This is a genomic window from Nocardia abscessus, assembly GCF_015477775.1.
GTDB lineage: Bacteria > Actinomycetota > Actinomycetes > Mycobacteriales > Mycobacteriaceae > Nocardia > Nocardia abscessus_A.
This window is the reverse complement of sequence record NZ_JADLQO010000001.1, coordinates 501,415-522,087: the sequence shown is the minus strand read 5'-3', so window position 1 is coordinate 522,087 and position 20,673 is coordinate 501,415. Positions and strand designations below refer to the sequence as shown.

Below are 20,673 nucleotides of genomic sequence, written 5' to 3'. Positions count from 1 at the left end.
TCAGCCTAACGAACGCGCCGTTTCGACATCGGTATCGTCGGGCGCGTCGGCCCGTTCCCGTGGCCAGGCCAGGAGCGTTTTCCTGCGTCTGCCGCGCAGTTGCACCTCGTCGCCGGTCTCCCACTGGTCCTGCTCGCTTTCCTCGGCGAAATACAGCGCGCTGCCGGAGGCAAGCGTCCGTCCGGGACGTTCTTTGGCCAGTTCGGTGAGGCGGGACGCCTCGTTGACCGGATCTCCGATCACGGTGTATTCGAAGCGGTTGGCGGCGCCGATGTTTCCCGCGACGGCCAAGCCCGCGGAAACGCCGATTCCGATGTCGAGGCCGGGCACTTCTCGGAGGGTTTCGCGCAGTTCGCGCGCGGCGGCGAGCGCGGCGGTCGGTGCGTCCGGCCGGTCCAGCGGGGCGCCGAAGATGGCCAGTGCCGCGTCACCGACGAATTTGTTCACGAAGCCGTGGTGGCGGTCGATCACGTCGACCACGATGCGGAAGAACTCGTTGAGCAGGCTCACCACCTCGGTGGGCGGCCGCTCCGCGGCGGCGGCGGTCGACCCGACCATGTCGACGAACAGCACCGCGACGAACCGGGTCTCGCCGCCGAGTTCGGTGCCGTAGTCCAGCGCCCGCTGCGCCACCTCCTCGCCGACGTGCTGGCCGAACAGCTCCTGCAGCTGGCGGCGCTTGGCCGCCTCCTCCATCATCCGGTTGAAGCCGACCTGCAGCAGGCCGATCTCGCTGCCGTCGAAGACCTCGACCTGCACGTCGCGCGCCCCGGCCTGGACCCGGTCGATGGCTTGGCTGAGCTGGCGCACCGGGTCGGAGATGCTCGAGCCGGTGAGCATGGACAGCGCGAGGGCCTGCATGATCACCACGCCGCACAGCAGCAGGATGGAGATGGCCAGCGACTGCGCGGAGAACTTCACGTCCGAGGAGATCTGGGTGACGCACAGCAGCACGATGGCGATGGTGGGCGCGAAGGTGCCCATGCCCCAGGTCATCGCCATCCTGGTGCCGACGCCGGGGGTGAGGGTGTGGTCGAAGGTGCCTTCGGTCAGCGCCTGGGCCGCGACCGGACGCAGGATGCGTTCGCCCAGCATGTACGTGAAACCGAACACGATGGTCGCGGCCATGCATTCGGTGACGATGACCGCGCCCGCGAGCGCGGGAGTGTCCTTGATGATCAGGGTGGCCAGCACGGCCCCGCCGATCAGCCACAACGCCAGATGCAGGATCGCCTGGCGCAGCGGTGCGTGCAGCGCGGCCATCTGCTCCTGGCGACTCGGCGGTCCGCCACGCATCTGCCAGCGCATCACCGGGCGCAGCATCAACGCGGACGCGGCCATACTGAGCAGGCCGCCGGTCACGAAGACCACGGCCGGGATGAGCAGGCCGGCGCGCCTGGCACCGGAGGGCTCGCCCTCGGGGACGGGTAGTCCGTATTGGATGAAGGCCCACAACAGAACCGCGCCGAAAGCGTTCGCCAGCAGCATCGATGTCAGGTACAGCGGCCAGCGCGTTCGCATGGTCTGTTTGACCGCTTCCAGAGGCGCCGACACGGGGTCCAATCTAGCGTTTCGATCATGTCGGCATGTCCGGGGCGCTGGCCGCCGGTCGCGCCGCCGCTGATCGCGGACGGGCTCCGGCCGAGCCGGTTAGGCTCACGAAGGTGACCGACCCGAAGTCAAGTCCAGAGCGGAAAATCACGCTGGCACGGCCCGCCGCGGATACGGTGCATCCCATCGTCCGGGTGTCGGCGGAGTGGGGCTGGCGGCTGCTCGTCCTGTTCGCGCTGGCGATCGCGGTGACCGCGATCGTGCAGAAGCTGGCGACCGTGGTCATCCCGCTGGCCATCGCGCTGCTGGCGGCGGCCCTGCTCGCACCGCTGGTGGACTGGATGCAGCGCCTGGGCGTGCCGCGCGGGGTGGGTGTCTTCGTGGCGCTGGTCGGGTCGATCGGCGTGGTCGCGGGCATCATGACCTTCGTCGTCGAACAGTTCGTCGCCGGTGTGCCGCAGCTGTCGAACAAGTTCACCGACAGCATCCATCAGATCCAGGACTGGCTGATCAACGGCAGGCTGCATCTGAGCAACGAGCAGATCCGCAACGCGGGCGACGCCATCGTCAAAGCGATCCAGTCCAATCAGGACAGCTTGACCAGCGGGGCGCTCACCACGGCCACCGTGATCGGCGAACTGCTCACCGGCACCTTCCTGACGCTGTTCATCCTGATCTTCTTCCTCTACGGCGGCGACCAGATCTGGGAGTTCGTCACCAGGATCGTGCCCACCGACCACCGGGAGCGGGTGCGCACCGCCGGGCAGCTCGGGTTCGGCACGCTGGTCGGATTCGTCCGCGCGACCGTCGTGGTCGCCGCGGTGGACGCCATCGGCATCGGCGCCGGGCTGGCCATTCTCGGGGTGCCCTTGGCGCTTCCGCTGGCCTCGCTGGTGTTCATCGGCGCGTTCATCCCGATCATCGGCGCGTTTCTGGCCGGGTTCATCGCGGTGTTCATCGCGCTGGTGACCAAAGGGCTCGTCACCGCGCTGATCGTGCTCGGCATCATCATCGCGGTGATGCAGCTCGAGGGCCATGTGCTGCAACCGCTGCTGCTCGGACGGGCGGTCAGCATCCATCCGCTCGCCGTGGTGCTGGCGATCACGGCGGGCCTGGTGATCGGCGGGATCGCGGGCGGTCTGCTCGCGGTGCCGATCGTCGCGGTGATGAACACGGCGATCCGGTCATTGCTGGAAGGTCCCGAGGAGTTGTACGAGGAACTACAGACCGGCGACGACCATCGCGGGCTGTATTCGGCCGCTCCGGATCGACCCGATCCCGGCCGGTTCGACCTGGCCGCGACGCTCATGGAGGCCTCCCACAAGCGGGCGGTCGAGCGGAAAGCGGCGCAGCAGAAAGCGGAGGCCGATGACGACGCGCAAGCCGACGACGGCACGGCGAAGGACTGAGCTGCGCTCGGCCGACGTGGCGACCACCCCGCTGTGGCGGGCCGCGCAGGCGCTGCGGCTGGTCACGCTGCTGTACGCGGTCGGTCAGCAGATCGCCTCGGTGCCGTACTACACGAATCAGCGGTTGAGCTGGGTGCTCGTCGCCCTGATGGCGGTGTGGTCGGGCGCTTCGGCGATCATGCTCTCGCAGTGGCGTTTCCCCGAGGTGGCCCGGCTGCGCACCTGGGTGGTGATCGGCGACCACGTGGTCGTGATCGGGTTGATGGCCGCTACGCGCCTGGTCGCCGATTACGGCTGGTATCACGGGCATCAGACGCTGCCGACCACGCTGTGGGCCACCAACGCGGTGATCGGCGCGGCGATCCTGCGCGGACCGTTCGCGGGCGTGCTGTCCGGCGCGATCATCGCCGCGGTGTCGTTGACCGTGCGCGATCAGTGGGGTGAGGACGTGTGGGCGGATGCGACGGTGCCGGTGCTCGTCTCGGTGGGTCTGGCGCTCGGTTTGGCCGCCAACACCGCGCGCCGAGCCCAGGACCAGCTGGAGCAGGCGGTGCGCCTGACCGCGGCGGCCGAGGAGCGCGAACGACTCTCCCGCGAGGTGCACGACGGGGTGTTGCAGGTGCTCAGCTACATCAAGCGCCGTGGCAGCGAGATCGGCGGCCCCACCGAGGAATTGGCCCTGCGCGCCGGTGAGCAGGAGGTGGCGCTGCGCGTGCTGATCACCGAGCAGGCCGATCACCGGGACGCGGGCGGAGCCGAGGTCGACCTGCGGCCACTGTTGACCGCGCAGTCCACGCCCACCGTGTCGGTGTCCACGCCGGGCGACCCGGTACCGGTCGGCCGCTGGATGGCGAACGAGATCGCCTCGGCCGTGGCCACGGCGCTGTCCAATGTGGCACTGCACGCCGGGCCGGATGCGAGAGCATATGTGCTGTTGGAGGACACCGGCGACGAATTGGTGATCAGTGTGCGCGACGACGGCGTCGGCATCCCGCCCGGCCGCTTGGCCGAGGCGGAAGCCGAAGGACGGATGGGGGTTTCCCGGTCCATCGTCGGGCGGATCGCGGCCCTGGGCGGCAGCGCGGACCTGCTCACCGAGATCGACGGCGGGGTCGGGTTCGGCACCGAATGGGAATTCCGGGTGCCGAGATGAGCGCAGACGGGAGGCGCGGATGACGGACCGAGCGGCCGGGTCCATTTCGGTGATGGTGGTGGACGACCACCCGATGTGGCGGGACGGCGTCTCCCGCGATCTCACCGAGGCCGGATTCCAGGTGACGGCCACGGCCGACGGGGTCGGCGCGGCGGCCAGGCGCGCCGCGGCCGTGCGCCCGGACGTGGTGCTGATGGACATGCAATTGCCCGACGGCAACGGGGCGCAGGCCACCGCCGAGGTGCTGCGGGTGTCGCCGCAGAGCCGAGTGCTGGTGCTGTCGGCGTCGGCCGAACGCGACGACGTGCTCGACGCGATCAAGGCGGGCGCCTCGGGTTACCTGGTCAAAAGCGCGTCGGCGGCCGAGCTGATCGATGCCGTGCACGCCACCGCCGCCGGTCAAGCGGTGTTCACGCCGGGCCTGGCCGGCCTGGTGCTCGGCGAGTACCGGCGAATGGCGACCACGCCCGCGCGACCCGACGAGCCGCACCGGCCCGCGCTCACCGAGCGCGAGACCGACGTCCTGCGCATGGTGGCGAAAGGGCTGTCCGCGAAGCAGATCGCGGCGCGGCTGGGTCTGAGCCATCGCACGGTGGAGAATCATGTGCAGGCGACGCTGCGCAAACTGCAGCTGGCGAACCGGGTCGAATTGACCCGCTACGCCATCGAACAGGGGCTGGAGTAGCCCGGGCGAGCACCCCGAATCAGGGATCGCCCTGATGCGGCCGGAGCCGCGCGCTCGGTAACCTCGATCGCATGGGCGGCCCCGAATCGGTATCCAATGCGGTCGGCTCCGGCGGCGCGGTGGGCGACCGGGAACTGCGCGTGTCCGACGCCGAGCGCGAACACGTCGGTCAGCTGTTGCAGCGCGCGGTCGGCCTCGGCATGCTCTCGCTCGGCGAGTTCACCGAGCGGATGGACACCGCGCTGGCCGCCAAGACCCGTGGCGAACTGAACGCCGTACTCATAGATCTGCCCGGCGTCCGCCTGGTCGGGCAGCCCGCCGCACCGCGATCGACGTTCGTGAACGCCGCGCCCGCTTTCGCCGCGCGCGCCCATCCGGCGCCCGGCGCGAACTCCGCGGGCAACGTGATCCGTTCGCGCATGTCGGGGGTGAACCGCCGCGGTCCGTGGCAGGTGGCGCCCACGCTGTATCTGAACAACTGGATGTCCGGGGTCACCTTGGACTTCACCGAGGCGATCATGTCGACCCAGGTGGTGGAGATCCGCGTCGACGATTTCTGCGGATCGATCACCCTGATCGTGCCCGCGGAGGCCACCGTCGACCTGAACGGGCTGGAGCTGATCGGTTCCAGCGTGAACAACAAGGTCCGCACCGGGCCACCGCTCGGCCCGCTGCACCTGGTGGTGCACGGCCGGATGCGATTCGGATCGGTCACCGCGAAGCATCCGTTCATCGCGCAGTGGCGCCGGTTGATAGGGCGCTGAGCCCGGGAATCAGCCCGCCGCGGGGACCGTAGCGAGTGCCGAGGGTCGGTGTATCCAGCGCTGGGCGGCTTACCTGCCGCCGTCCTCGGGCAGGGAACGCCCCGGCCGAGATTCGGTCGGCGATCAGGACGCCCCGCCACAGCGCCCGAATGCGCTGGAACAGCGCATGATCCGCGTCGGCGAATCCGACCGACTCGGTTCGGCGTGGTCGCCTGGGCGATGATCAGGCCCGCGCTCGCGCGCTGTGCGTAGTAGGTCGCCATGAGCGGGTCGGCGTGCCGTCGGCCGCCGCGCGGTTGCGGGTCATCGGCGCCATCACGAGACGGTGCGGCAGCTCGAGGGAGCCGCGCGGGATGGAAAGGGCGGAGTCCGCTGCGTTCGTCATGGGCCATACGGTAAAACTTGACATAGATGTGAGATTCGAGCCCGGACGTGAAAGGCCAGGTCACAGATGCGGATCGGAGAGCTTGCCGAGCGTACCGGGGTGAGTGAGCGGTCGCTGCGCTACTACGAGGAGCAGGGCATGCTCGCCTCCCAGCGCACGCCCGGCGGTCATCGCGACTATCCGGAGCGGGCGGTGGACCGGGTCATCCACATTCAGGAGCTGCTCGCGGCGGGGCTCACCAGCAAGAAGATCGCGCGGATTCTGCCCTGCATGCGCGACGCGGACGGCGGTCCGAACGAGTACGCCACGCCCGCACTGGTCACCGAGCTGCGGACCGAGCGGGAGCGGATCACCCGCACCATCGCCGATCTCGTGCGGTCGCGCGAGGTGCTGGACGAGGTGATCGAACGCGCCGGCGACCGGCCGGCGACCTAGGTGTTGACCCCGATCCGGCGGGCGAACGCGCGCAGCGGCACCTTCCGGTCGTGGTCGAGCAGTTCGGTGACGATATGGCGGGGCAGCGTCTGGTATTTCAACCAGTCCGCGCCGCCCACCCGTTCCGCGGTCAGCAAGGCGTCCAGCGCGCGCTGGTGCCTTCCGGTGCGGGTGAGTGCGACCGCCGTGTCGGCCAGGTGTCGTGCCCGCGACGCCTGCGGGAGACTGCCGTTGACCGGCATGTCCTTGGCGGCGGCCAGCGCCTCCGGGTAGCGCTCGGAGGAGACGTTGACATCCACCGTCTGCATGACGACCTGGGAAGGGCCGAAATAGGTTTCGTAATCCTGCCGATCCGCGCCGATTCGCAGGGCGACCTCGCTCGCCGTCTCGACCAGCGACAGCGCGTCGTGCACGTCCTGCGCCCGGCCCGCCGCGGTCGCGCCTTGCAGCACCAGTGAGCCGTAGGCGGACAGGTGCGACGGCGTGACCTCGCCGGAGGGCTCCAGGGTCGCGGCAGCGTTCAACGCGACGCCGCGCGACTCGTCGTAGCGGCCCTGTATCAGCAACTGCCAGGCGACCGATCCGCGGATGGTGGCCAGCAGCAGCGGGTCGTTGCCCAGCTCGGCTGCGGCGAGCGCCTCCCGGATCGCCAGGAACGCCGGATCGGTCTGCCCGAGATGCACCAGCGTGCAGCCGGTCACCCAGTACATCCTGGCCAGCAACTCGTTGGCGGGCGCGACCGAGCCGTTGCGCGCGGCGTGCACGGTGGCGCGCAGCTGGGTCAATCCGGGCGGAAGGATCGAGGTCAGCAGTTCGTAGCGACCCGACCAGTAGGCGCCCCAGGCGTATTCGACGGCGCGGCGACCGTCGTCGAGGCTGACCGCCGCCTCCTCCTTGGTCTCGCCGAGCAGGTCGTCGACCGGCGTCAGGGCGCGGCGGATGGCCACGATGCCCGCGGCCGGATTGGCGGACGGCACGCCGTGGCGCTTGCCGATCAGATCGGCTATATCCACGTCCAGGGCCCGCGCGATCTTCTGCAAGCTGGCGATGGAGGCGGTTTGGCGGCCGCCCTGCTCGAGCTTGCGCACCAGATCCACACTGACTCCGGCCTGGTCGGCGAGCTGGCGCTGGGTCAGCGCCTTGCCGCGGAACTGGCGGATCCGAACTCCGATCGACGATTCGTCCATACCCAAGTCCTTTTGTTAAATCTGGGTTTCAGAGTACGACGCTATGTTATCCGGTACGAACGAAGTGGGACATTGCGTACGACTCGTTCGCTGCTGGTTGGAATACCGTTGCCTTTCTGCAACTTTGACTGCAAAGGGCGGCGGCGATGAAAATCATGCCGAATACCACCGTGCAGGCCGGGCGCGCCGATCGCGCGTGGCGGCCCGGTGCACAGACCACGCGACCGGCGCGCCACCGCGCTGTTCGATCGCTAACCCAGGTCAGCGCTCTGTCCGCGAACACCAGAACACCGGTGCGCGACCAGCGCGGGTTGCTACGCCGAAAGCCCGTCGTCTCGACCGAATTCGGCTTCTGCGATGCGGAGTAGGGCGATGTTCGAAGGCTGTCACACTCCGCATGAAATCGCGCATCTGCTGCGGCATACCTACGGGCTGCCGGTCCAGCTTCTCGCCGGACGCCCGACCGTCACCACCGGTTCGATCATCGGGGCGATCGTCATGCCGCCGGAACTGGGGCGGAAGGTTCTGTCCCAGTTGGGCCGCACCCACACCGCACCCGTGATCGCCGACCCCGGCGAACGCACGTGGACCTTTCTCGTCACGCCACCGAGCCCCGCTCGGCCGGTCGAGGTCCCGGTCCGGCGCTGCCTCGCGAGCCACGAGGTCACCGTGATCCCCGGCGGTCGCATCGTCCTGCTTCCGAGCTCCGATTCGGCACTCGGCTGGCACTGGGCGGGCGAGCCCGCGCCGGGCGTCCTGCGCATGCCCCCTCGTTCGGCGGTGATCGACGCCGTCCACGAGGTCATCGGTTTGCGCGCTCACTGACCACCTGGCGCGGCCGGCCCGCATCCGACTGCACGGGTGCGGGCCGGTCGGGCGGGGCGACCTGGACAGCCGGGTAGAACTCGGCTGTCTACCAGGGGTAACTACTCATGCTCGTGCGCGGCGCGGAAACCAGCATTGAGTCATGACTACCTCCATCGATCCGGTGCTGCTCGCGCGGCTCTCCGGTGAGTTCACCACCCTGGGGACACAGCTGGGCGTGCTCGGGCGGGATCTGGAGCTGCTGCGTGAGCAGGTGGCCGCGGATTCGGCCGGCGTCCGCAGGGATTCCGGCCCATCGGTGGCGTCCGGTGCGTTCGGGACCGGGGAAGCACGCGGTTCGGCATCCGGTGCCACGGACGCTGCGGTTGCGGGCGGCTCGGTACCAGGTGGGGGCGGTATCCGGGCGTCGGGTGCGCCTGCGGAATCGCCATCCGGTGGTGCTGCGGTTGCGGGCGGTTCGATACCTGGCGGGAGTGTCAGCGGGGCGTCGGGTGTGCCTGTGGAATCGGCATCCGGCGCGGGCGGTGGCGCCCCGGTCGCGGGGAGTTCGGTACCAGGTAAGAGCGGCGGGGCGTGGGGTGTGCCTGGGGAGTCGGCATCCGGTGCGACCGGCCGCCCCGTCGCGGGGCCGTCGACGGGTGCGCCCGATTCGCCCGCGCGCGGCGAGTTCGCAGGATCGGAGCCCGCGCCCTCCGGCGCCGTACCACCGGTCATGCCACCTTGGCCCGGTCATTCACCGACCGGTGGCATGCCCGTTCCCCCGCCACAACCCGCCTACGCACCACGTTTCGCCCCACCCGGCGGCGCATGGGGTGGCGCTCCGTGGCCGCCGAACGCGCAGGGGCCGATGCCGGGAGCGGTGCCGCCGCGTCCGCCCGTCCCCCCGCGCGCGACGCCATCGGCGCCGCACACTCCATGGTGGCAGCGCGACGGGGTGATCAGCCGGATCCTGGCACTGGCCGGTGTCGGGGTGACGCTGATCGGCGTCGCGATGCTGCTGGTCCTGGCCGCGCAGGCGGGGTTCTTCGGGCCGGTGCCGAGAGTGGTGGCCGGGGCGGTTTTCTCGGTGGCGCTGGTGGGTGCGGGCATGCGGGTCTTCGGGCGGTCCGGCGGGCGGGTCGGCGGTATCGCACTGGCGGCCACCGGCATCGCGGGCGCCTATCTCGATGTCGTCGCGGTGACCGCCATCTACCACTGGCTGCATCCGGTGCTCGGGCTCGCCGTCGCGTTCGGTGTCGCGGCAACGGGCGTCGCGTTGGCGATGCAGTGGCGCTCACAGCCTTTCGCGGTGCTGGTGGTGCTCGCCGCGGCGGCGCTGTCCCCGGTGTTGACCACACGGCTGGTGCTGCTCGCGTTCTTGATCGTGTTGCAGTCGGCCTGCGTGCCGGTGCAGTTGACCAGGAATTGGCCGTATCTGCATGTGGCGCGGACCTTGCCCGCCGTGCTGGCGACGTTCGCGTTCATCACCGCAGCGGTCGTCGGTACACCCGATGCCGGGGAGCGCGCCACGCTGCTCGTGGCCGCGGCGGCGGTCGCGCTGGTCGGACTCGCCGGGACGATCGTTGTCGTCCGGCACCGGCCGGACGATCTCACCGCCGCACTGACGATGGCGGCAGCGCTCGTGCCGGTGCTGATCGCCCCGGGGATGTTCGAGGAACGGGCCGTCGCGGTAGCGGTGGCGTCGATCGCCGCCGCGGTGCTCATCCTGGTCGCCGCGGTGAGCACGGTGCCGAAACTGAATGCCGCCGCGCGCATTCCCGGGCACACCGCACTCGTGGCCGCCGTCGCGGGCTCGATCGCCTTGCTCGAGGCGTGCGTCGGCGCGACCGAGACCCGGACGCTGCCCACGGCGCTGTTCCTGGTCGCGTTGACCTTCCTCGGCGTCGCGGGCCAGCGGATCTCCCGCCCGGCGGCGGGCATCGGCGCCGCGTTCGCAGTGCTCGGTGGCTTCGCGCTGCTGAATATCGCAGGCCCGGAAGTCCTCGCCTCGCAGCATCGCTCGGAGGCGAACCTGGGTGTGGCGACCGTGCTCGGCGCGGTGCTCGCGCTCGGGGTGGTCGCGGTCGCGCTGTGGTGCGCGCGACGACTGGCCGGTTCGGCCGCAGGCACCGAGTGGCAATGGATCACCGCGAGCGTCGCCGGGCTCTACGCGGTGACCGCGACGACCGTCTCCATCGGCGTCGCGACCGGTACGCCGAACGGGTTCGTCATCGGCCACAGCGCCGCGACCATCCTGTGGATGGCCGCCGCGACCGGCGCCCTCCTTTTCGGACTGCGCAGGCTCGCCGCCGCACCCGCCGTAGCCAAACTCGCCCTGGGTTCGGGATTACCGGTCACGGCAGCCGCTCTGGCCAAGCTGTTCCTCTTCGACCTGGCCACCCTGGACGGCCTGGTTCGCGTCGCCGCCTTCCTCGTCGTCGGCATCCTGCTGCTCCTGGCCGGAACCCGCTACGCCCGCGCTTTCGCCGACGCGGGAACGAGCTGAGTGAGAAAAGCCGCCGCACCGCGGTCGATTCGATGAATCCGACTTGGTGCGGCGGCTTTTCGTGGGTCAGTGGCGAGCGTTCACTCGCGGTCGCGGCGGCGCAGGAGTTCGTTCACGCTCACCGTGCGGCCGTCGCCGCCGTGGTGCCTGCCTTCCTCGGGTCTGCCGATGTGGCGACGGGAGGAGCGCAGTTCGGCCATCCAGCTTTCGATACTGCTGCGATTCGTGGTGTCCGGTCCGTTGTTCGGCTCGACGTGCGGCTCGGGCTCGGGCGCGCGATGCGCGGGAGCGACCGGCGCTTCGGGCGGCAAGTACCGCGCCTCGCGGGACGCAGCGGGCTGCTGAGCCAGGTCGACGGTCGGGTCCTGCGAAATGGCGGACAGTGGGCGGACTTCCGGAGTGTGAGTCGGTCGCGGCGCGGGCGGCGTAACCGGCGAGACGGCGGCTCCCGGGCTGTGCTCGGGAAAGATCACCGACGGCACACTGACGTGCGGCGCGTTCTGCTCCGGAGGGAGACCCGTGGGCGGCGCCGGTCGCGGCGCCGGGGGATCTTGCGGGAGCGAGGGATTCGACTGTGGCCACAGCTCCGCCTGGTCCGGACGGGGCGTATTCGGCGGCTGCGAAATTCGCCGCGGACGAATCGGCTCACCCTGCGGAGGAGTGGAATTCCTCGGCGGTTCCGGGCGCTGCCTGGTCGGATCGAGCGGCGGCGGTGCGGGCGTCGCCTGCGGTGCGGGTGACGGCGGGAGCCGGTCCAGCCGCCTGGTCGGCGCCTCGGCCTCGATCTCGGCGACCGTGCGCGGCTTGCGCCTGCGCGGCACCTTGTTGGCGGCGGCGATGGCGGGGATCTGCATGGTCACCGGGTCGGTGATCGGGGTGGTCTTGACCAGGTCGACGACGTCGCCGCCGCCGACGCGCTCGTCATCGAGGATGGGTTCGCCGAGCCCGACCTTCTCCTGCACCTTCTTCATCCAGGCCGGCGCCCACCAGCAGTCGTCGCCGAGGAGCTTCATGGTGGCCGGGACGAGCAGCATGCGCAGCACCGTCGCGTCGATGAACAGCGCGGCGATCATGCCGTAGGCGATGTACTGCATCATCACCAAGTCCGAGAAGGCGAACGCGCCGGTGACGACGAGCAGGATCAACGCGGCCGCGGTGATGATCCGGCCGGTCTGCGCGGTACCGATCCGGACGGCTTCGGTGGTGCTCGCGCCCTGGGCACGCGCCTCGACCATGCGCGACATCAGGAAGACCTCGTAGTCGGTCGACAGACCGTAGATGATCGCGATGATCAGCACCAGCACCGGCGACATGATCGGCTGCGGAGTGAAGTTCAACAGACCGGCGCCGTGGCCCTCGATGAAGATCCAGGTCAAGATGCCCAGCGTCGACCCGAGACCGAGGGCGCTCATCAGCGCGGCCTTGATCGGCAGCACCAGCGAGCCGAAGGTCAGGAACATCAGCAGCGTCGTGACGAACAGCACCAGCGCGATCATCAAAGGCATCCGGCTCAGCAGCGCGTCGATGCTGTCCTTCTGAATCGTCGGCTGACCGCCCACGAGCATCGTGACGCCGTCGGGTACCTCCATCGCGCGGAGGAAGTCGATGGTCGGGTCGTAGTCCTCCGAATCGGCCAACGGGGTGGAAGTCTTGAAGATGGTCTTGTCGTTGGGCGCCGTGCTCGGGGGGTAAGCGAATTCGCCGGCCAGGCCGGGCGCTTGGCTCGCCTCTTTCACCACCTTGCCCACGGCGGGAGCGAGACTGGGATCGTCGACCACGAAAACCAGCTCGATCGGGTCCGATTTGCGCAACGGAAAGACCGTGTCGAACTCTTTCTGCGCCAGCCGGGTGGGGTTGTCCGGCGGCAGATACCGCTCGTTGATGCCGCCGAAACTGAGGTTCTTGACCGGGATGATCAGCAGCAGCAGAACGATGCACAGCGGGATCGCGATCTTGAGCGGGTGCTTCATCACCCACCGGGTGGACTGCCCCCAGAAACCGCTCTCCACCTCGTCGGCGGTCTTGGTCTTGCGGAACCACTTCAGGCCGAGCATGTCGACGCGCTTGCCCAGCACCGCCAGCATCGCGGGCAACACGGTGATCGAGGTCAGCGCCGCGAGGGTCACCGTCGCGATGGCGCCGTAGGCGACCGATTTCAGGAAGCCCTGCGGGAACAGCAGCATGCCGCCGAGGCTGGCGACGATCATCGTCGCGGAGAACACCACGGTGCGGCCTGCCGTCATCACCGATCGGCGGACGGCCGCCCTGGTGTCGTATCCCTCGGCCAGTTCCTCGCGGAACCGGCTGACGATGAACAGGCCGTAGTCGATGGCCAGGCCGAGGCCGATCATCGAGACGACCGGTGAGACGAACGAATTCACCTCGGTGAACTCGGTGATGAAGCGGACGATCCCCCAGGCGCCGACCACGGTGAGGCCGCCGACGATCAGCGGGAGCGCGGCGGCGACGACGCCGCCGAAGATGAGGAAGAGCAGGACGGCCACGGCCGGGATGGCGAGGATCTCCATGCGCTTCTGGTCGTCGGCCATGGTGTCGTTCAGCGTGCCCGCGACGGCCTGCAACCCGGTGACCTGCACGTCGACGCCGGGGATGAAGAAGACGTTCTTCACCTTGCGGTAGTTGCGCACCATCTCGGTGTCGTTGTCGCCCTTGATGGCGATGGACGCGAAGGCGTACTTCTTGTCCTTCGACCCGAAAACGCTGGTCTGCACCGGAATGTTCGCGTCGTTGCGCCAGTAGATTCCGTTGATCTTGGTGATCTCGTCCGGGTGCTCGCGGGGCAGGGCGGCGAGATTCTCGACGATCTTGCCGCTGAACTCCGGATCATCGATGGTCTTGCCCTCCGGCGCCGTGTACAACACGATGACGTCGGAGTTGTGATCGCGTTCGAAGGCCGCGTCTTTGATCCGCGCCGCGCGCGCCGATTCGGATGTCGGGTCATCCCACCCGCTGGAGCTGAGGTGGTCCTCCAACCCGAGGCCGTAGCCGCCGAGAGCCAGAAGACCGGCCACGACGATGCCTATGGTGACAAAACGCAGCCGGTATACCAGATCGCCCCAGCGTGTGAACACTAAGCGACTCCTTGGGCGGGGCGAGAGGTGAGCAGTGCCGACAGCGGCCGGAACGGCTGCAGCCAGGCACCCTCGTCGGGCAGCGAGTCGAGGCTCACGCGGGGCAGTGGTTCACGGAACACGCCCGGAATGTCCTCGAGGTCGATGAATTCGAGAGTATCGGATGTGACGGCCCAACTCGCGTGCTCACGGAACCCGAGTACCTGGACCGGCACTCCTTTGGCGGCCAGTTCCTCCAGCGGTTCGCGGAACGCCTGACCGTCGGCCGAGGCGACCATGATGCCTGCCAGACCCGCGCCACGGCTGCGTAGGGCGATGTGCCCCAGCATGTCGGCGTCGACGTCGGAGTCCTCGTCGATCTTGGGTTTGGCGAAGACCGCGTAGCCGACGTTGCGCAGCGCCTCCACCCAGGGCCGGACGACGTCGGCGGTGCCCGGCGCGATGTTGGTGAAGACGGTGGCCTCGGGTTCCACCCGATGCACCGCGCCTACCGAGAGTTCCGCGGTCCGGGCCAGCAGCCAGCGGCCGAGCGCGTCGAACCGGGGGCGGTAGGCCGCGGTCGGGCGACCGCCCAGAATGGCGCCGAGACCCATGTCGAGGTTCGGGGCGTCCCACACCAAAAGGACGCGGCGCACGTCCGGCGCCGAGCCGCCCAGACCTTCCGCTCCGCCTCCGTGCACCTCCCCGGCAACATCGACCACTTCGTGGGCCATCTCACTGACGCTCATTGGTCGATCTTCCCCCATATGAGCTCGGTGATGGCGCTACCGGCGCGATGTGCCTTGCCTTCGAATTTCGTGACGGGGCGTTCGAAACCGATGGGGGCCGTGGCGCGATGCTGTTCGCTGACTCCGCCCGTGGTCTCGTTCAATCCTTTGAGCAGGGGCTCCGCCATGCCGACCTCGTGAATGTGCTCGGCGTAGCCGGCATGGTCGGTCGCGACGTGCAGCACACCGCCCGGCTTCAGGCGGCTGGCGATCAACGCCACGGTCGCGGGCTGCAACAGCCGCCGCTTGTGGTGGCGCGCCTTCGGCCACGGGTCGGGGAAGAATACGCGGACGCCCGTGAGCGACTGTTCAGCAATCATGTTCTCCAGCACGTCGACCGCGTCTCCGCGCAGCAGGCGGATGTTGTCGATCCCTTCGCGCTCGATGCGCTGCACCAACTGCGCGAGGCCGGGTTGGTAGACCTCGATGCCGATCAGGTTCAGGTGCGGTTCGGCCTGCGCCATGGCGGCCGTCGCGGTGCCTGTGCCGCAGCCGATCTCGATGACCAGCGGCGCGTCGCGGCCGAACCAGGCGGCCGCGTCCAGCGGCTCGTCGGCGACCTCGCGGCCGATCGAGGGCCACATCCGGTCCCAGGATTGCTGCTGGGTCGCGGTCAGCGCGCCCCTGCGCGACCGGAAGCTGGTGACTCGTGGGTACAGGCGGGAGCCGGTCTTGTGCCTGGGCCCGCCCTCGGCCGGGGCCGAAGCTGTGGACGGCGGGCCCGGAACTGACTCGGCAGTATGGTTCGCGGCGTCGTTCACGGCGTCCATTGTCCAGCATCCGGCGATCCGTGCGGCAAGCGGTTGTGCACGGACCGCTGAGCAGGAGGTCAGGCGGCGCGCGCGGGCGCGATTCTGGCGGCCGTCGGCTGCTGCTGACGCAGCGGACGACCCAGCGCGACCTTGGCCGCGGTCACCGCCATTTCCAGCAGGCCGCGCACGCCCGATGGCGAGGCGGCGACCGACCAGACGGTGCTGTCGCCGGTATCGCTCACCGGTTGCCCGGCGATCCGGTCGGCCAGCCAGTCCAGGCTGATGGGCGTGGACAGCGGCAGCAGGGAGAAGTGCTCGCTGAGCCGGTCGCGGACGTAGGTCACCGCCGCGCCGCCGCGGCGGTACCGAGCCACCTGACCGTCGATGCCGTCCATGTGGATGACCTGATCGTGGATGGGTTGCACCACCAGCAGCGGACAGGTGGGCGCCGCGTTGCCGAGCCGCAGATCATCGAACATCGCCCGCAGTTCGGGGGTGTCGAGCACCTCGGAGAGCGGGCGGCTGAGGAAGTCGTCCACTTTCTTGCCCGCGAGCCCGAGGATCGCGCCCAGCGGCGTCGCGTTCTCCGCGCGGACGACGAACCGGCGGCCGTCGGAGTCGAGTTCGTCATCGATCACCGAACTCAGCGCGGGATACAGCCTGCGCAGGGCGGCGATCACGATGGCGGGCAGGCCCGCGAAGGGAGTGCCGTTGAGCCGGTCGAAGACCTGGCGCGGGTCGCCGACCGGAGCGCCGAGCACCGCGCCGACGATATGGAGTTCCGGGGCGTAGGTCGGGGCCATCTCGACCGTCCACGAGCTGGCCATGCCGCCGCCGGAGTAGCCCCACACCGCGACGCGGGTTTCGGGGCCGAGCCCGAGCGGGCCGAAGCGCAGCGCTGCGCGGATACCGTCGAGCGCGCGGTAGCCGGGCTCCCGCGGAGCGCCGAAGTTTCCGTGCGGACCTTCGTGGTCGGCGATGCTGACCGCCCAGCCGCGCCGCAGCGCGTTCGCGACCAGCAGCCATTCCAGCTGGGTGACCGACCCGAGCGCCCGCGCGCCGTAGCGCAGGGCGTAGGACGGGGAGCACTTCTCGGCCACCGCGTCCATCGCGGTCTGGAAGGCCAGCAGCGGGCGATCCTCGTCCGGCTCCGCACCGAGCGGCAACAGGACCGTGGTGATCGCGGCTTCCGGGGCTCCGTGCAGGTCACTGCTGCGATACAGCAGTTGCCAGGCCGACACCTGCTGCGGCACTATCCCGAACAGCGCCACCTCGATCTTCCTGCTGCGCAGGATGGTGCCGGGCGCCTTGGCCGCGAAGCCCTTCGGCGGTCGATGGAACGGGTCCAGGCTGGGCAGCAAGGGTTTGCGGTCCGCGGGACAGCTGGGTTCCGGGTCGGCAGCGCCGATGACATTCGCGGTCATCGCAACCTCCTCATCGTCGAGGTCGGTTGCCGCACGCGAAAGTTGAAGCTGCGCACCGGTTGTGGTGCCGACCACTTCAGCAGGGTAAGTGACCGACCGGGCGTCTGGGAACCCCGGAGTACACGGCGTCCGCGGCACTAGACTCCCCGGCATGAGCAGACCGACAGTGTTCATCACCGGCGCGGCGGCCGGTATCGGGCGAGCCACGGCCTTGCTTTTCGCTGCGCAGGGGTACCACGTCGGGGCCTACGACATCGACGAAGTCGGCCTGACCAGGCTCTCCGGTGATATCGCCGACAAGGGCGGCATCGTGCACACCGGGGTGCTGGATGTGACGAACGACACGCAGTGGGCGGAGCGGCTGGCCGAGTTCCACGCCGCAACCGGACGGCTGGACATCCTGGTCAACAACGCGGGCATCCTGCGAGCGGGGCCGTTCGAGTCGCTCGACCTCGCCGCCCATCGAGCGATCGTCGAGGTCAACCTGGTCGGGGTGCTCGCCGGAACGCACAGCGCGTTCCGCTACCTGCGCGACACCCCGGGCGCCCAGGTGGTCAACCTCTGCTCGGCTTCGGCGATCTACGGCCAAGCCGAACTCGCGAGCTACGGAGCGACGAAGTCGGCGGTCAAGAGCCTCACCGAGGCGCTGGACCTGGAGTGGGAGCACTACGACATCCGGGTGCTGGCGATCTGGCCGTTGTTCGTGGCCACGGCCATGGTGGACGGTGTGACGACCGGAACGACGAAGTCGCTGGGTGTGCGGTTGTCGGCGGAGGATGTCGCCACCGGGATCTGGGAGGCCACGCGCAAGCGCGCCCGGCTGCCGAAGGTGCACTACGAGGTGGGCACGCAGGCGAAGGTACTGGCGACGGTGGCGAAATACGCGCCGAACTGGGCGGTGCGCACCGCGAACAAGTACTTCAGCGGCAGCTGAGCGGTCGAGCCTGTCCCGCGACCGGACTTCTGACAGAATTGCGCACCGTAAGAGGGGGTGTGCAGCATGCCGACAGCCACTGAGTCCGACGGGCCGTTGCGGGAGCGCGGTGTTCCCACGTCCGGTCACGATCAGCTCGACAAGCTGCTCGCCGAGCTGCGCTTCGGGACGGGGCGCGATCCCCAGATCGGGTACGCCGCAGCAGCGGCCGTCAGCGCTTGGCGCAAACCGCCGCGTATCCAGGTGACCGGGCGTGCGCACGCGGGACGGACCACGGTGCTGCACGCGCTCGCGCTCATGTCGGCGGTGGAGACCGATCCGGTGGACCAGCCGGGGGCGGCCGATCCGGAACTCGACGCCGACATCGTCGTCTACGTGTTGTCGGCCGCGCCCTCGCCCGCCGATCGCAGGGTGCTTGCCACGCTGCCGCCGCAGCGCACGATCGCGGTGTTGAACAAGGCCGACGCGATCGGCTCCCGCTGGGGCGACGCGGTGGCCGCGGCCGAGCAGTACGGCGGCCAACTGCGGATTCCGGTGGTGCCGGTGGTCGCGTCGCTGGCGACGCGCACCAGGGCTGGCGTGCTGACCGGCGCCGAACTGGACCTGCTGCGCAAACTCGCCGGCGAAGCCGACCCGGCGCTGGTCCTGTCCCCGGATCTGTTCGTCGCGCCGGGACCGGACGCCGAGCAGCGCGAGGAGTTGCTGCGCCGCTGGGATTTGTACGGCGTGGCCTGCGCGTGCGCGGCCCTTCGCCATGATCCGCACCTCACCCCGCAGGCGCTGCTGCAGATACTGCACGCGGCCAGCGGCATCGATGCGCTGCACCAGCTGTTGCAGCGCCGCTACGAGCAGGTGTCCGCGCTGCGCGGCGGCGAACTGCTCGACGAGCTGGCCCGGCTCGCGGCCCGCGCGGTCCCGGAGGAGGGCGGTCGCGCCCGCGACCTCCTGGAGTCCTATCTCTTCAGTGACGACGCTCTCTGGCTCGGGCTCTGCGCGGGGCTCGCCGGGCCGGAGGTGGCCCACCTCGCGGCGGGATATCCCGCTCCCGCGCCCTCCGACGCCGACGACGCGCTGACCCGAGCATCCCGCTGGCGCGCCGTCGTCACCAGCGATATGCCTCCTGCGGCCCGCCGCGCCGCCTTGCGCGTGCACAACGGGTACGTCCGACTATGGGAACGGATGAGTAGTGCCGGTCTCTGAGCCACCGGAATCATCGACGGCGGCCGCGCCTGCCGCGGCGGATCCGGTCTCGGCAGCCGGACCTGAGATGTCCCACCGAGGCCCGGCCATCGAGGGCGGATCCGATCGCCCGGCCCTGGCGACGGCGGTCGCCGCGTCGCCCGAGCTCGCGGCCGTGGTGGAGCGCTGGAACCCGCAGGGTATGGCGCTGTTGCGCGCGGTACACGGGTCCGGTGCGGCGGGCGCGGTCGCGGTGATCGGCCCCGCCGACGTCAACACGACCCTGCTGCGCACCGAGCTGGCCCGTTTCGAACCGCGCGTCACGCTGTCCGAACCCGTCGCCGACCCGAACACGGCGGAGACCGCCGCGCCCGCCGCGCCCGCGGTGGCGCTGATCCTGCTCGACGCGGGCACCACCCTCGGCGCGGACCTGCTGGGGGTGATCCACCGGTTGCGCGCCGACGGCACCCACTTGCTGCTGGCGATGAACGGCATCCACGCCTACCGGGACTGGCGTGCGGTGCGGACGCGTGACCTGGAGCTGCTCGCCGAGCAGGGTGCCGCCGACCTGGACATCGTCCCGGTCTCGGCGCGGCTGGCGGCGGCCGCACGCACCGCGGGCGACGCCGGATTGCTCGATCGCTCCGGTCTAGGGGATCTGCACGCGCGGCTCACCGCGGCGGCCGCCGCAGGAGGCGACCAGCCGGCCGCGGTCGCCGCGCGGGTCTTGGCCGACACCCGTCAGCGGGTGGTCGAGCAGGTGGCCGCGCTGCGCTCCGGCGCCGAACCGGCGCGGCTGCGCGAGCAACGCGCCGTTCTCCTGGCCGGCCGCGACGGCGGACGCGCCACCGCGATGTCCACCCTGCGCGGGCAGTTGCACCTGGCCCGGGTGGACTTGATGACCGACATCGGCGCGCGAGTCCGCGCATTGCACGCCACCGCACGCGCCGAGCTGGACCGGCTGCGCACCGCCGAAATCACCGGCTACCCCGCACGGCTCCAGCGCACCGTCACAGAACTGACCGGCGCTTTCGACCACAGCATCGATCAGCGCCTCGCCGAACTGAGCGCCCGGATCGCGGGCGCGGATCGGGGTACACCGCCGCGACGGCGCGACCCGGCCCCTCGGGTGGGACCGGATCCCGAGCCCCGTCATCGGGGTGTCGAAGATCACCTTATGATCGCGCTCGGCGCGTCGGCGGGTGTCGGCCTCGGTCGCCTGCTGGTTGCTCCGTTCTCGCTCGTCCCCGCTCTCGACGTCGCGACCGTGCCCGTCACCCTGCTGCTCGGCGGTGGTGCGGCGGCGTGGGTGGTCCGCGCCCGCGGCCAGCTGGCCGAGCGGGCGCACATCCGGCAATGGGTGGCCGACGCGTTGGTCAACGTAAAAGCCCAGCTCGAGCAGCGAGTGGCGACTGCCATCGTGGAAGCCGAGACCGTTCTGGCCGAACACGTGGTCCAGGCAAGCGCCGCGCGAATGGTCGAGACCGATCGCCGGGTGGCCCAGCTGGAGGCCGAATTGCGCCGGACCACGGCCGCGCAGCCCGGTCAACTCGCCGCATGCGAGCGCGATATCCGGGTTCTCGATCGCTGGCTCTCACCTGTTGGAACGAACGACCAATTGGGTACACAGTGAGGAACCCGATACC

General features: G+C 69.8%; 17 protein-coding genes. 10 read left to right on the top strand and 7 right to left on the bottom strand.

The window, feature by feature from the left end:
• Window positions 1-1,521: an adenylate/guanylate cyclase domain-containing protein gene (locus IU450_RS02525; protein WP_181722373.1), complete on the bottom strand. Its 1,521-nt coding sequence runs from the start codon at window positions 1,519-1,521 to the stop codon at window positions 1-3.
• A gap of 143 nt (window positions 1,522-1,664) precedes the next feature.
• Between IU450_RS02525 and IU450_RS02520 the strand changes: the two genes are divergently transcribed.
• The 4 genes from IU450_RS02520 (at window position 1,665) to IU450_RS02505 (ending at window position 5,562) form a co-directional block, all read left to right on the top strand.
• Complete coding sequence (locus tag IU450_RS02520; protein ID WP_416382829.1) at window positions 1,665-2,960, top strand: AI-2E family transporter; 1,296 nt, start codon at window positions 1,665-1,667, stop codon at window positions 2,958-2,960.
• A complete protein-coding gene (gene macS / locus IU450_RS02515; RefSeq protein WP_195148134.1) occupies window positions 2,920-4,113 on the top strand; it encodes a MacS family sensor histidine kinase in 1,194 nt (397 codons plus the stop codon). The genes IU450_RS02520 and macS overlap by 41 nt, the downstream gene beginning before the upstream one ends.
• A 19-nt stretch (window positions 4,114-4,132) precedes the next feature.
• Window positions 4,133-4,798 carry a response regulator gene (locus IU450_RS02510; RefSeq protein WP_195148133.1) on the top strand — a complete coding sequence of 222 codons (666 nt, stop codon included), beginning with the start codon at window positions 4,133-4,135 and terminating at the stop codon, window positions 4,796-4,798.
• A gap of 71 nt (window positions 4,799-4,869) precedes the next feature.
• On the top strand, window positions 4,870-5,562 hold the full coding sequence (locus IU450_RS02505) for a DUF1707 SHOCT-like domain-containing protein (protein WP_228833915.1): 693 nt from the start codon (window positions 4,870-4,872) through the stop codon (window positions 5,560-5,562).
• Between the two features lie 223 nt (window positions 5,563-5,785).
• Here the strand turns inward: IU450_RS02505 and IU450_RS02500 are convergent, their stop codons facing one another.
• Window positions 5,786-5,947, bottom strand: coding sequence for a hypothetical protein (locus IU450_RS02500; RefSeq protein ID WP_228833914.1), 162 nt, complete (start codon window positions 5,945-5,947; stop codon window positions 5,786-5,788).
• Between the two features lie 66 nt (window positions 5,948-6,013).
• Here IU450_RS02500 and IU450_RS02495 point away from each other — a divergent pair, with 66 nt between their 5' ends.
• Window positions 6,014-6,382, top strand: coding sequence for a MerR family transcriptional regulator (locus IU450_RS02495; RefSeq protein ID WP_195148132.1), 369 nt, complete (start codon window positions 6,014-6,016; stop codon window positions 6,380-6,382).
• Here the strand turns inward: IU450_RS02495 and IU450_RS02490 are convergent.
• Entirely contained in the window at window positions 6,379-7,569 is a 1,191-nt protein-coding gene (locus tag IU450_RS02490) for a helix-turn-helix domain-containing protein (RefSeq protein ID WP_195148131.1), read from the bottom strand. The genes IU450_RS02495 and IU450_RS02490 overlap by 4 nt on opposite strands.
• 372 nt (window positions 7,570-7,941) lie before the next feature.
• On the opposite strand from IU450_RS02490, the gene IU450_RS02485 reads away from it, so the two are divergent.
• Window positions 7,942-8,394, top strand: coding sequence for a hypothetical protein (locus tag IU450_RS02485; RefSeq protein WP_195148130.1), 453 nt, complete (start codon window positions 7,942-7,944; stop codon window positions 8,392-8,394).
• Between the two features lie 142 nt (window positions 8,395-8,536).
• Complete coding sequence (locus tag IU450_RS02480) at window positions 8,537-10,879, top strand: DUF2339 domain-containing protein (protein WP_228833913.1); 2,343 nt, start codon at window positions 8,537-8,539, stop codon at window positions 10,877-10,879.
• A gap of 80 nt (window positions 10,880-10,959) precedes the next feature.
• On the opposite strand, the gene IU450_RS02475 is transcribed toward IU450_RS02480, so the two are convergent.
• Genes IU450_RS02475 through IU450_RS02460 form a run of 4 tightly spaced genes read right to left on the bottom strand, consistent with a single transcriptional unit; the run spans window position 10,960 to window position 16,914 of the window.
• Window positions 10,960-13,971 carry an MMPL family transporter gene (locus tag IU450_RS02475; RefSeq protein WP_195148129.1) on the bottom strand — a complete coding sequence of 1,004 codons (3,012 nt, stop codon included), beginning with the start codon at window positions 13,969-13,971 and terminating at the stop codon, window positions 10,960-10,962.
• On the bottom strand, window positions 13,971-14,699 hold the full coding sequence (locus IU450_RS02470) for an NYN domain-containing protein (protein ID WP_174189172.1): 729 nt from the start codon (window positions 14,697-14,699) through the stop codon (window positions 13,971-13,973). Before IU450_RS02470 ends, IU450_RS02475 begins: the two co-directional genes overlap by 1 nt.
• Window positions 14,696-15,508 (bottom strand): tRNA (guanosine(46)-N7)-methyltransferase TrmB, encoded by an 813-nt coding sequence (trmB, locus tag IU450_RS02465; protein WP_195148128.1) that lies wholly within the window; start codon window positions 15,506-15,508, stop codon window positions 14,696-14,698. The genes IU450_RS02470 and trmB overlap by 4 nt, the downstream gene beginning before the upstream one ends.
• 59 nt (window positions 15,509-15,567) lie before the next feature.
• Window positions 15,568-16,914 carry a lipase family protein gene (locus IU450_RS02460; RefSeq protein ID WP_195148127.1) on the bottom strand — a complete coding sequence of 449 codons (1,347 nt, stop codon included), beginning with the start codon at window positions 16,912-16,914 and terminating at the stop codon, window positions 15,568-15,570.
• Window positions 16,915-17,065: 151 nt separating this feature from the next.
• Here IU450_RS02460 and IU450_RS02455 point away from each other — a divergent pair, with 151 nt between their 5' ends.
• From IU450_RS02455 to IU450_RS02445, 3 genes are all read left to right on the top strand, one after another.
• Window positions 17,066-17,848, top strand: a complete 783-nt coding sequence (locus IU450_RS02455; RefSeq protein ID WP_195148126.1) for an SDR family oxidoreductase — start codon at window positions 17,066-17,068, stop codon at window positions 17,846-17,848.
• A 66-nt stretch (window positions 17,849-17,914) separates the two neighbouring features.
• Entirely contained in the window at window positions 17,915-19,048 is a 1,134-nt protein-coding gene (locus IU450_RS02450) for a hypothetical protein (RefSeq protein WP_195148125.1), read from the top strand.
• Between the two features lie 67 nt (window positions 19,049-19,115).
• Complete coding sequence (locus IU450_RS02445; RefSeq protein WP_228833912.1) at window positions 19,116-20,660, top strand: hypothetical protein; 1,545 nt, start codon at window positions 19,116-19,118, stop codon at window positions 20,658-20,660.
• The last annotated feature ends 13 nt before the right edge of the window (window positions 20,661-20,673 follow it).

Bases quoted from the DNA above. Each gene is read 5' to 3' on its own strand.
- IU450_RS02525 (WP_181722373.1), bottom strand. From the start codon at position 1,521: ATGCGAACGCGCTGGCCGCTGTACCTGACATCGATGCTGCTGGCGAAC.
- macS (WP_195148134.1), top strand. From the start codon at position 2,920: ATGACGACGCGCAAGCCGACGACGGCACGGCGAAGGACTGAGCTGCGC.
- IU450_RS02510 (WP_195148133.1), top strand. From the start codon at position 4,133: ATGACGGACCGAGCGGCCGGGTCCATTTCGGTGATGGTGGTGGACGAC.
- IU450_RS02505 (WP_228833915.1), top strand. From the start codon at position 4,870: ATGGGCGGCCCCGAATCGGTATCCAATGCGGTCGGCTCCGGCGGCGCG.
- IU450_RS02500 (WP_228833914.1), bottom strand. From the start codon at position 5,947: ATGACGAACGCAGCGGACTCCGCCCTTTCCATCCCGCGCGGCTCCCTC.
- IU450_RS02495 (WP_195148132.1), top strand. From the start codon at position 6,014: ATGCGGATCGGAGAGCTTGCCGAGCGTACCGGGGTGAGTGAGCGGTCG.
- IU450_RS02490 (WP_195148131.1), bottom strand. From the start codon at position 7,569: ATGGACGAATCGTCGATCGGAGTTCGGATCCGCCAGTTCCGCGGCAAG.
- IU450_RS02485 (WP_195148130.1), top strand. From the start codon at position 7,942: ATGTTCGAAGGCTGTCACACTCCGCATGAAATCGCGCATCTGCTGCGG.
- IU450_RS02480 (WP_228833913.1), top strand. From the start codon at position 8,537: ATGACTACCTCCATCGATCCGGTGCTGCTCGCGCGGCTCTCCGGTGAG.
- IU450_RS02470 (WP_174189172.1), bottom strand. From the start codon at position 14,699: ATGAGCGTCAGTGAGATGGCCCACGAAGTGGTCGATGTTGCCGGGGAG.
- trmB (WP_195148128.1), bottom strand. From the start codon at position 15,508: ATGGACGCCGTGAACGACGCCGCGAACCATACTGCCGAGTCAGTTCCG.
- IU450_RS02460 (WP_195148127.1), bottom strand. From the start codon at position 16,914: ATGACCGCGAATGTCATCGGCGCTGCCGACCCGGAACCCAGCTGTCCC.
- IU450_RS02455 (WP_195148126.1), top strand. From the start codon at position 17,066: ATGAGCAGACCGACAGTGTTCATCACCGGCGCGGCGGCCGGTATCGGG.
- IU450_RS02450 (WP_195148125.1), top strand. From the start codon at position 17,915: ATGCCGACAGCCACTGAGTCCGACGGGCCGTTGCGGGAGCGCGGTGTT.
- IU450_RS02445 (WP_228833912.1), top strand. From the start codon at position 19,116: ATGTCCCACCGAGGCCCGGCCATCGAGGGCGGATCCGATCGCCCGGCC.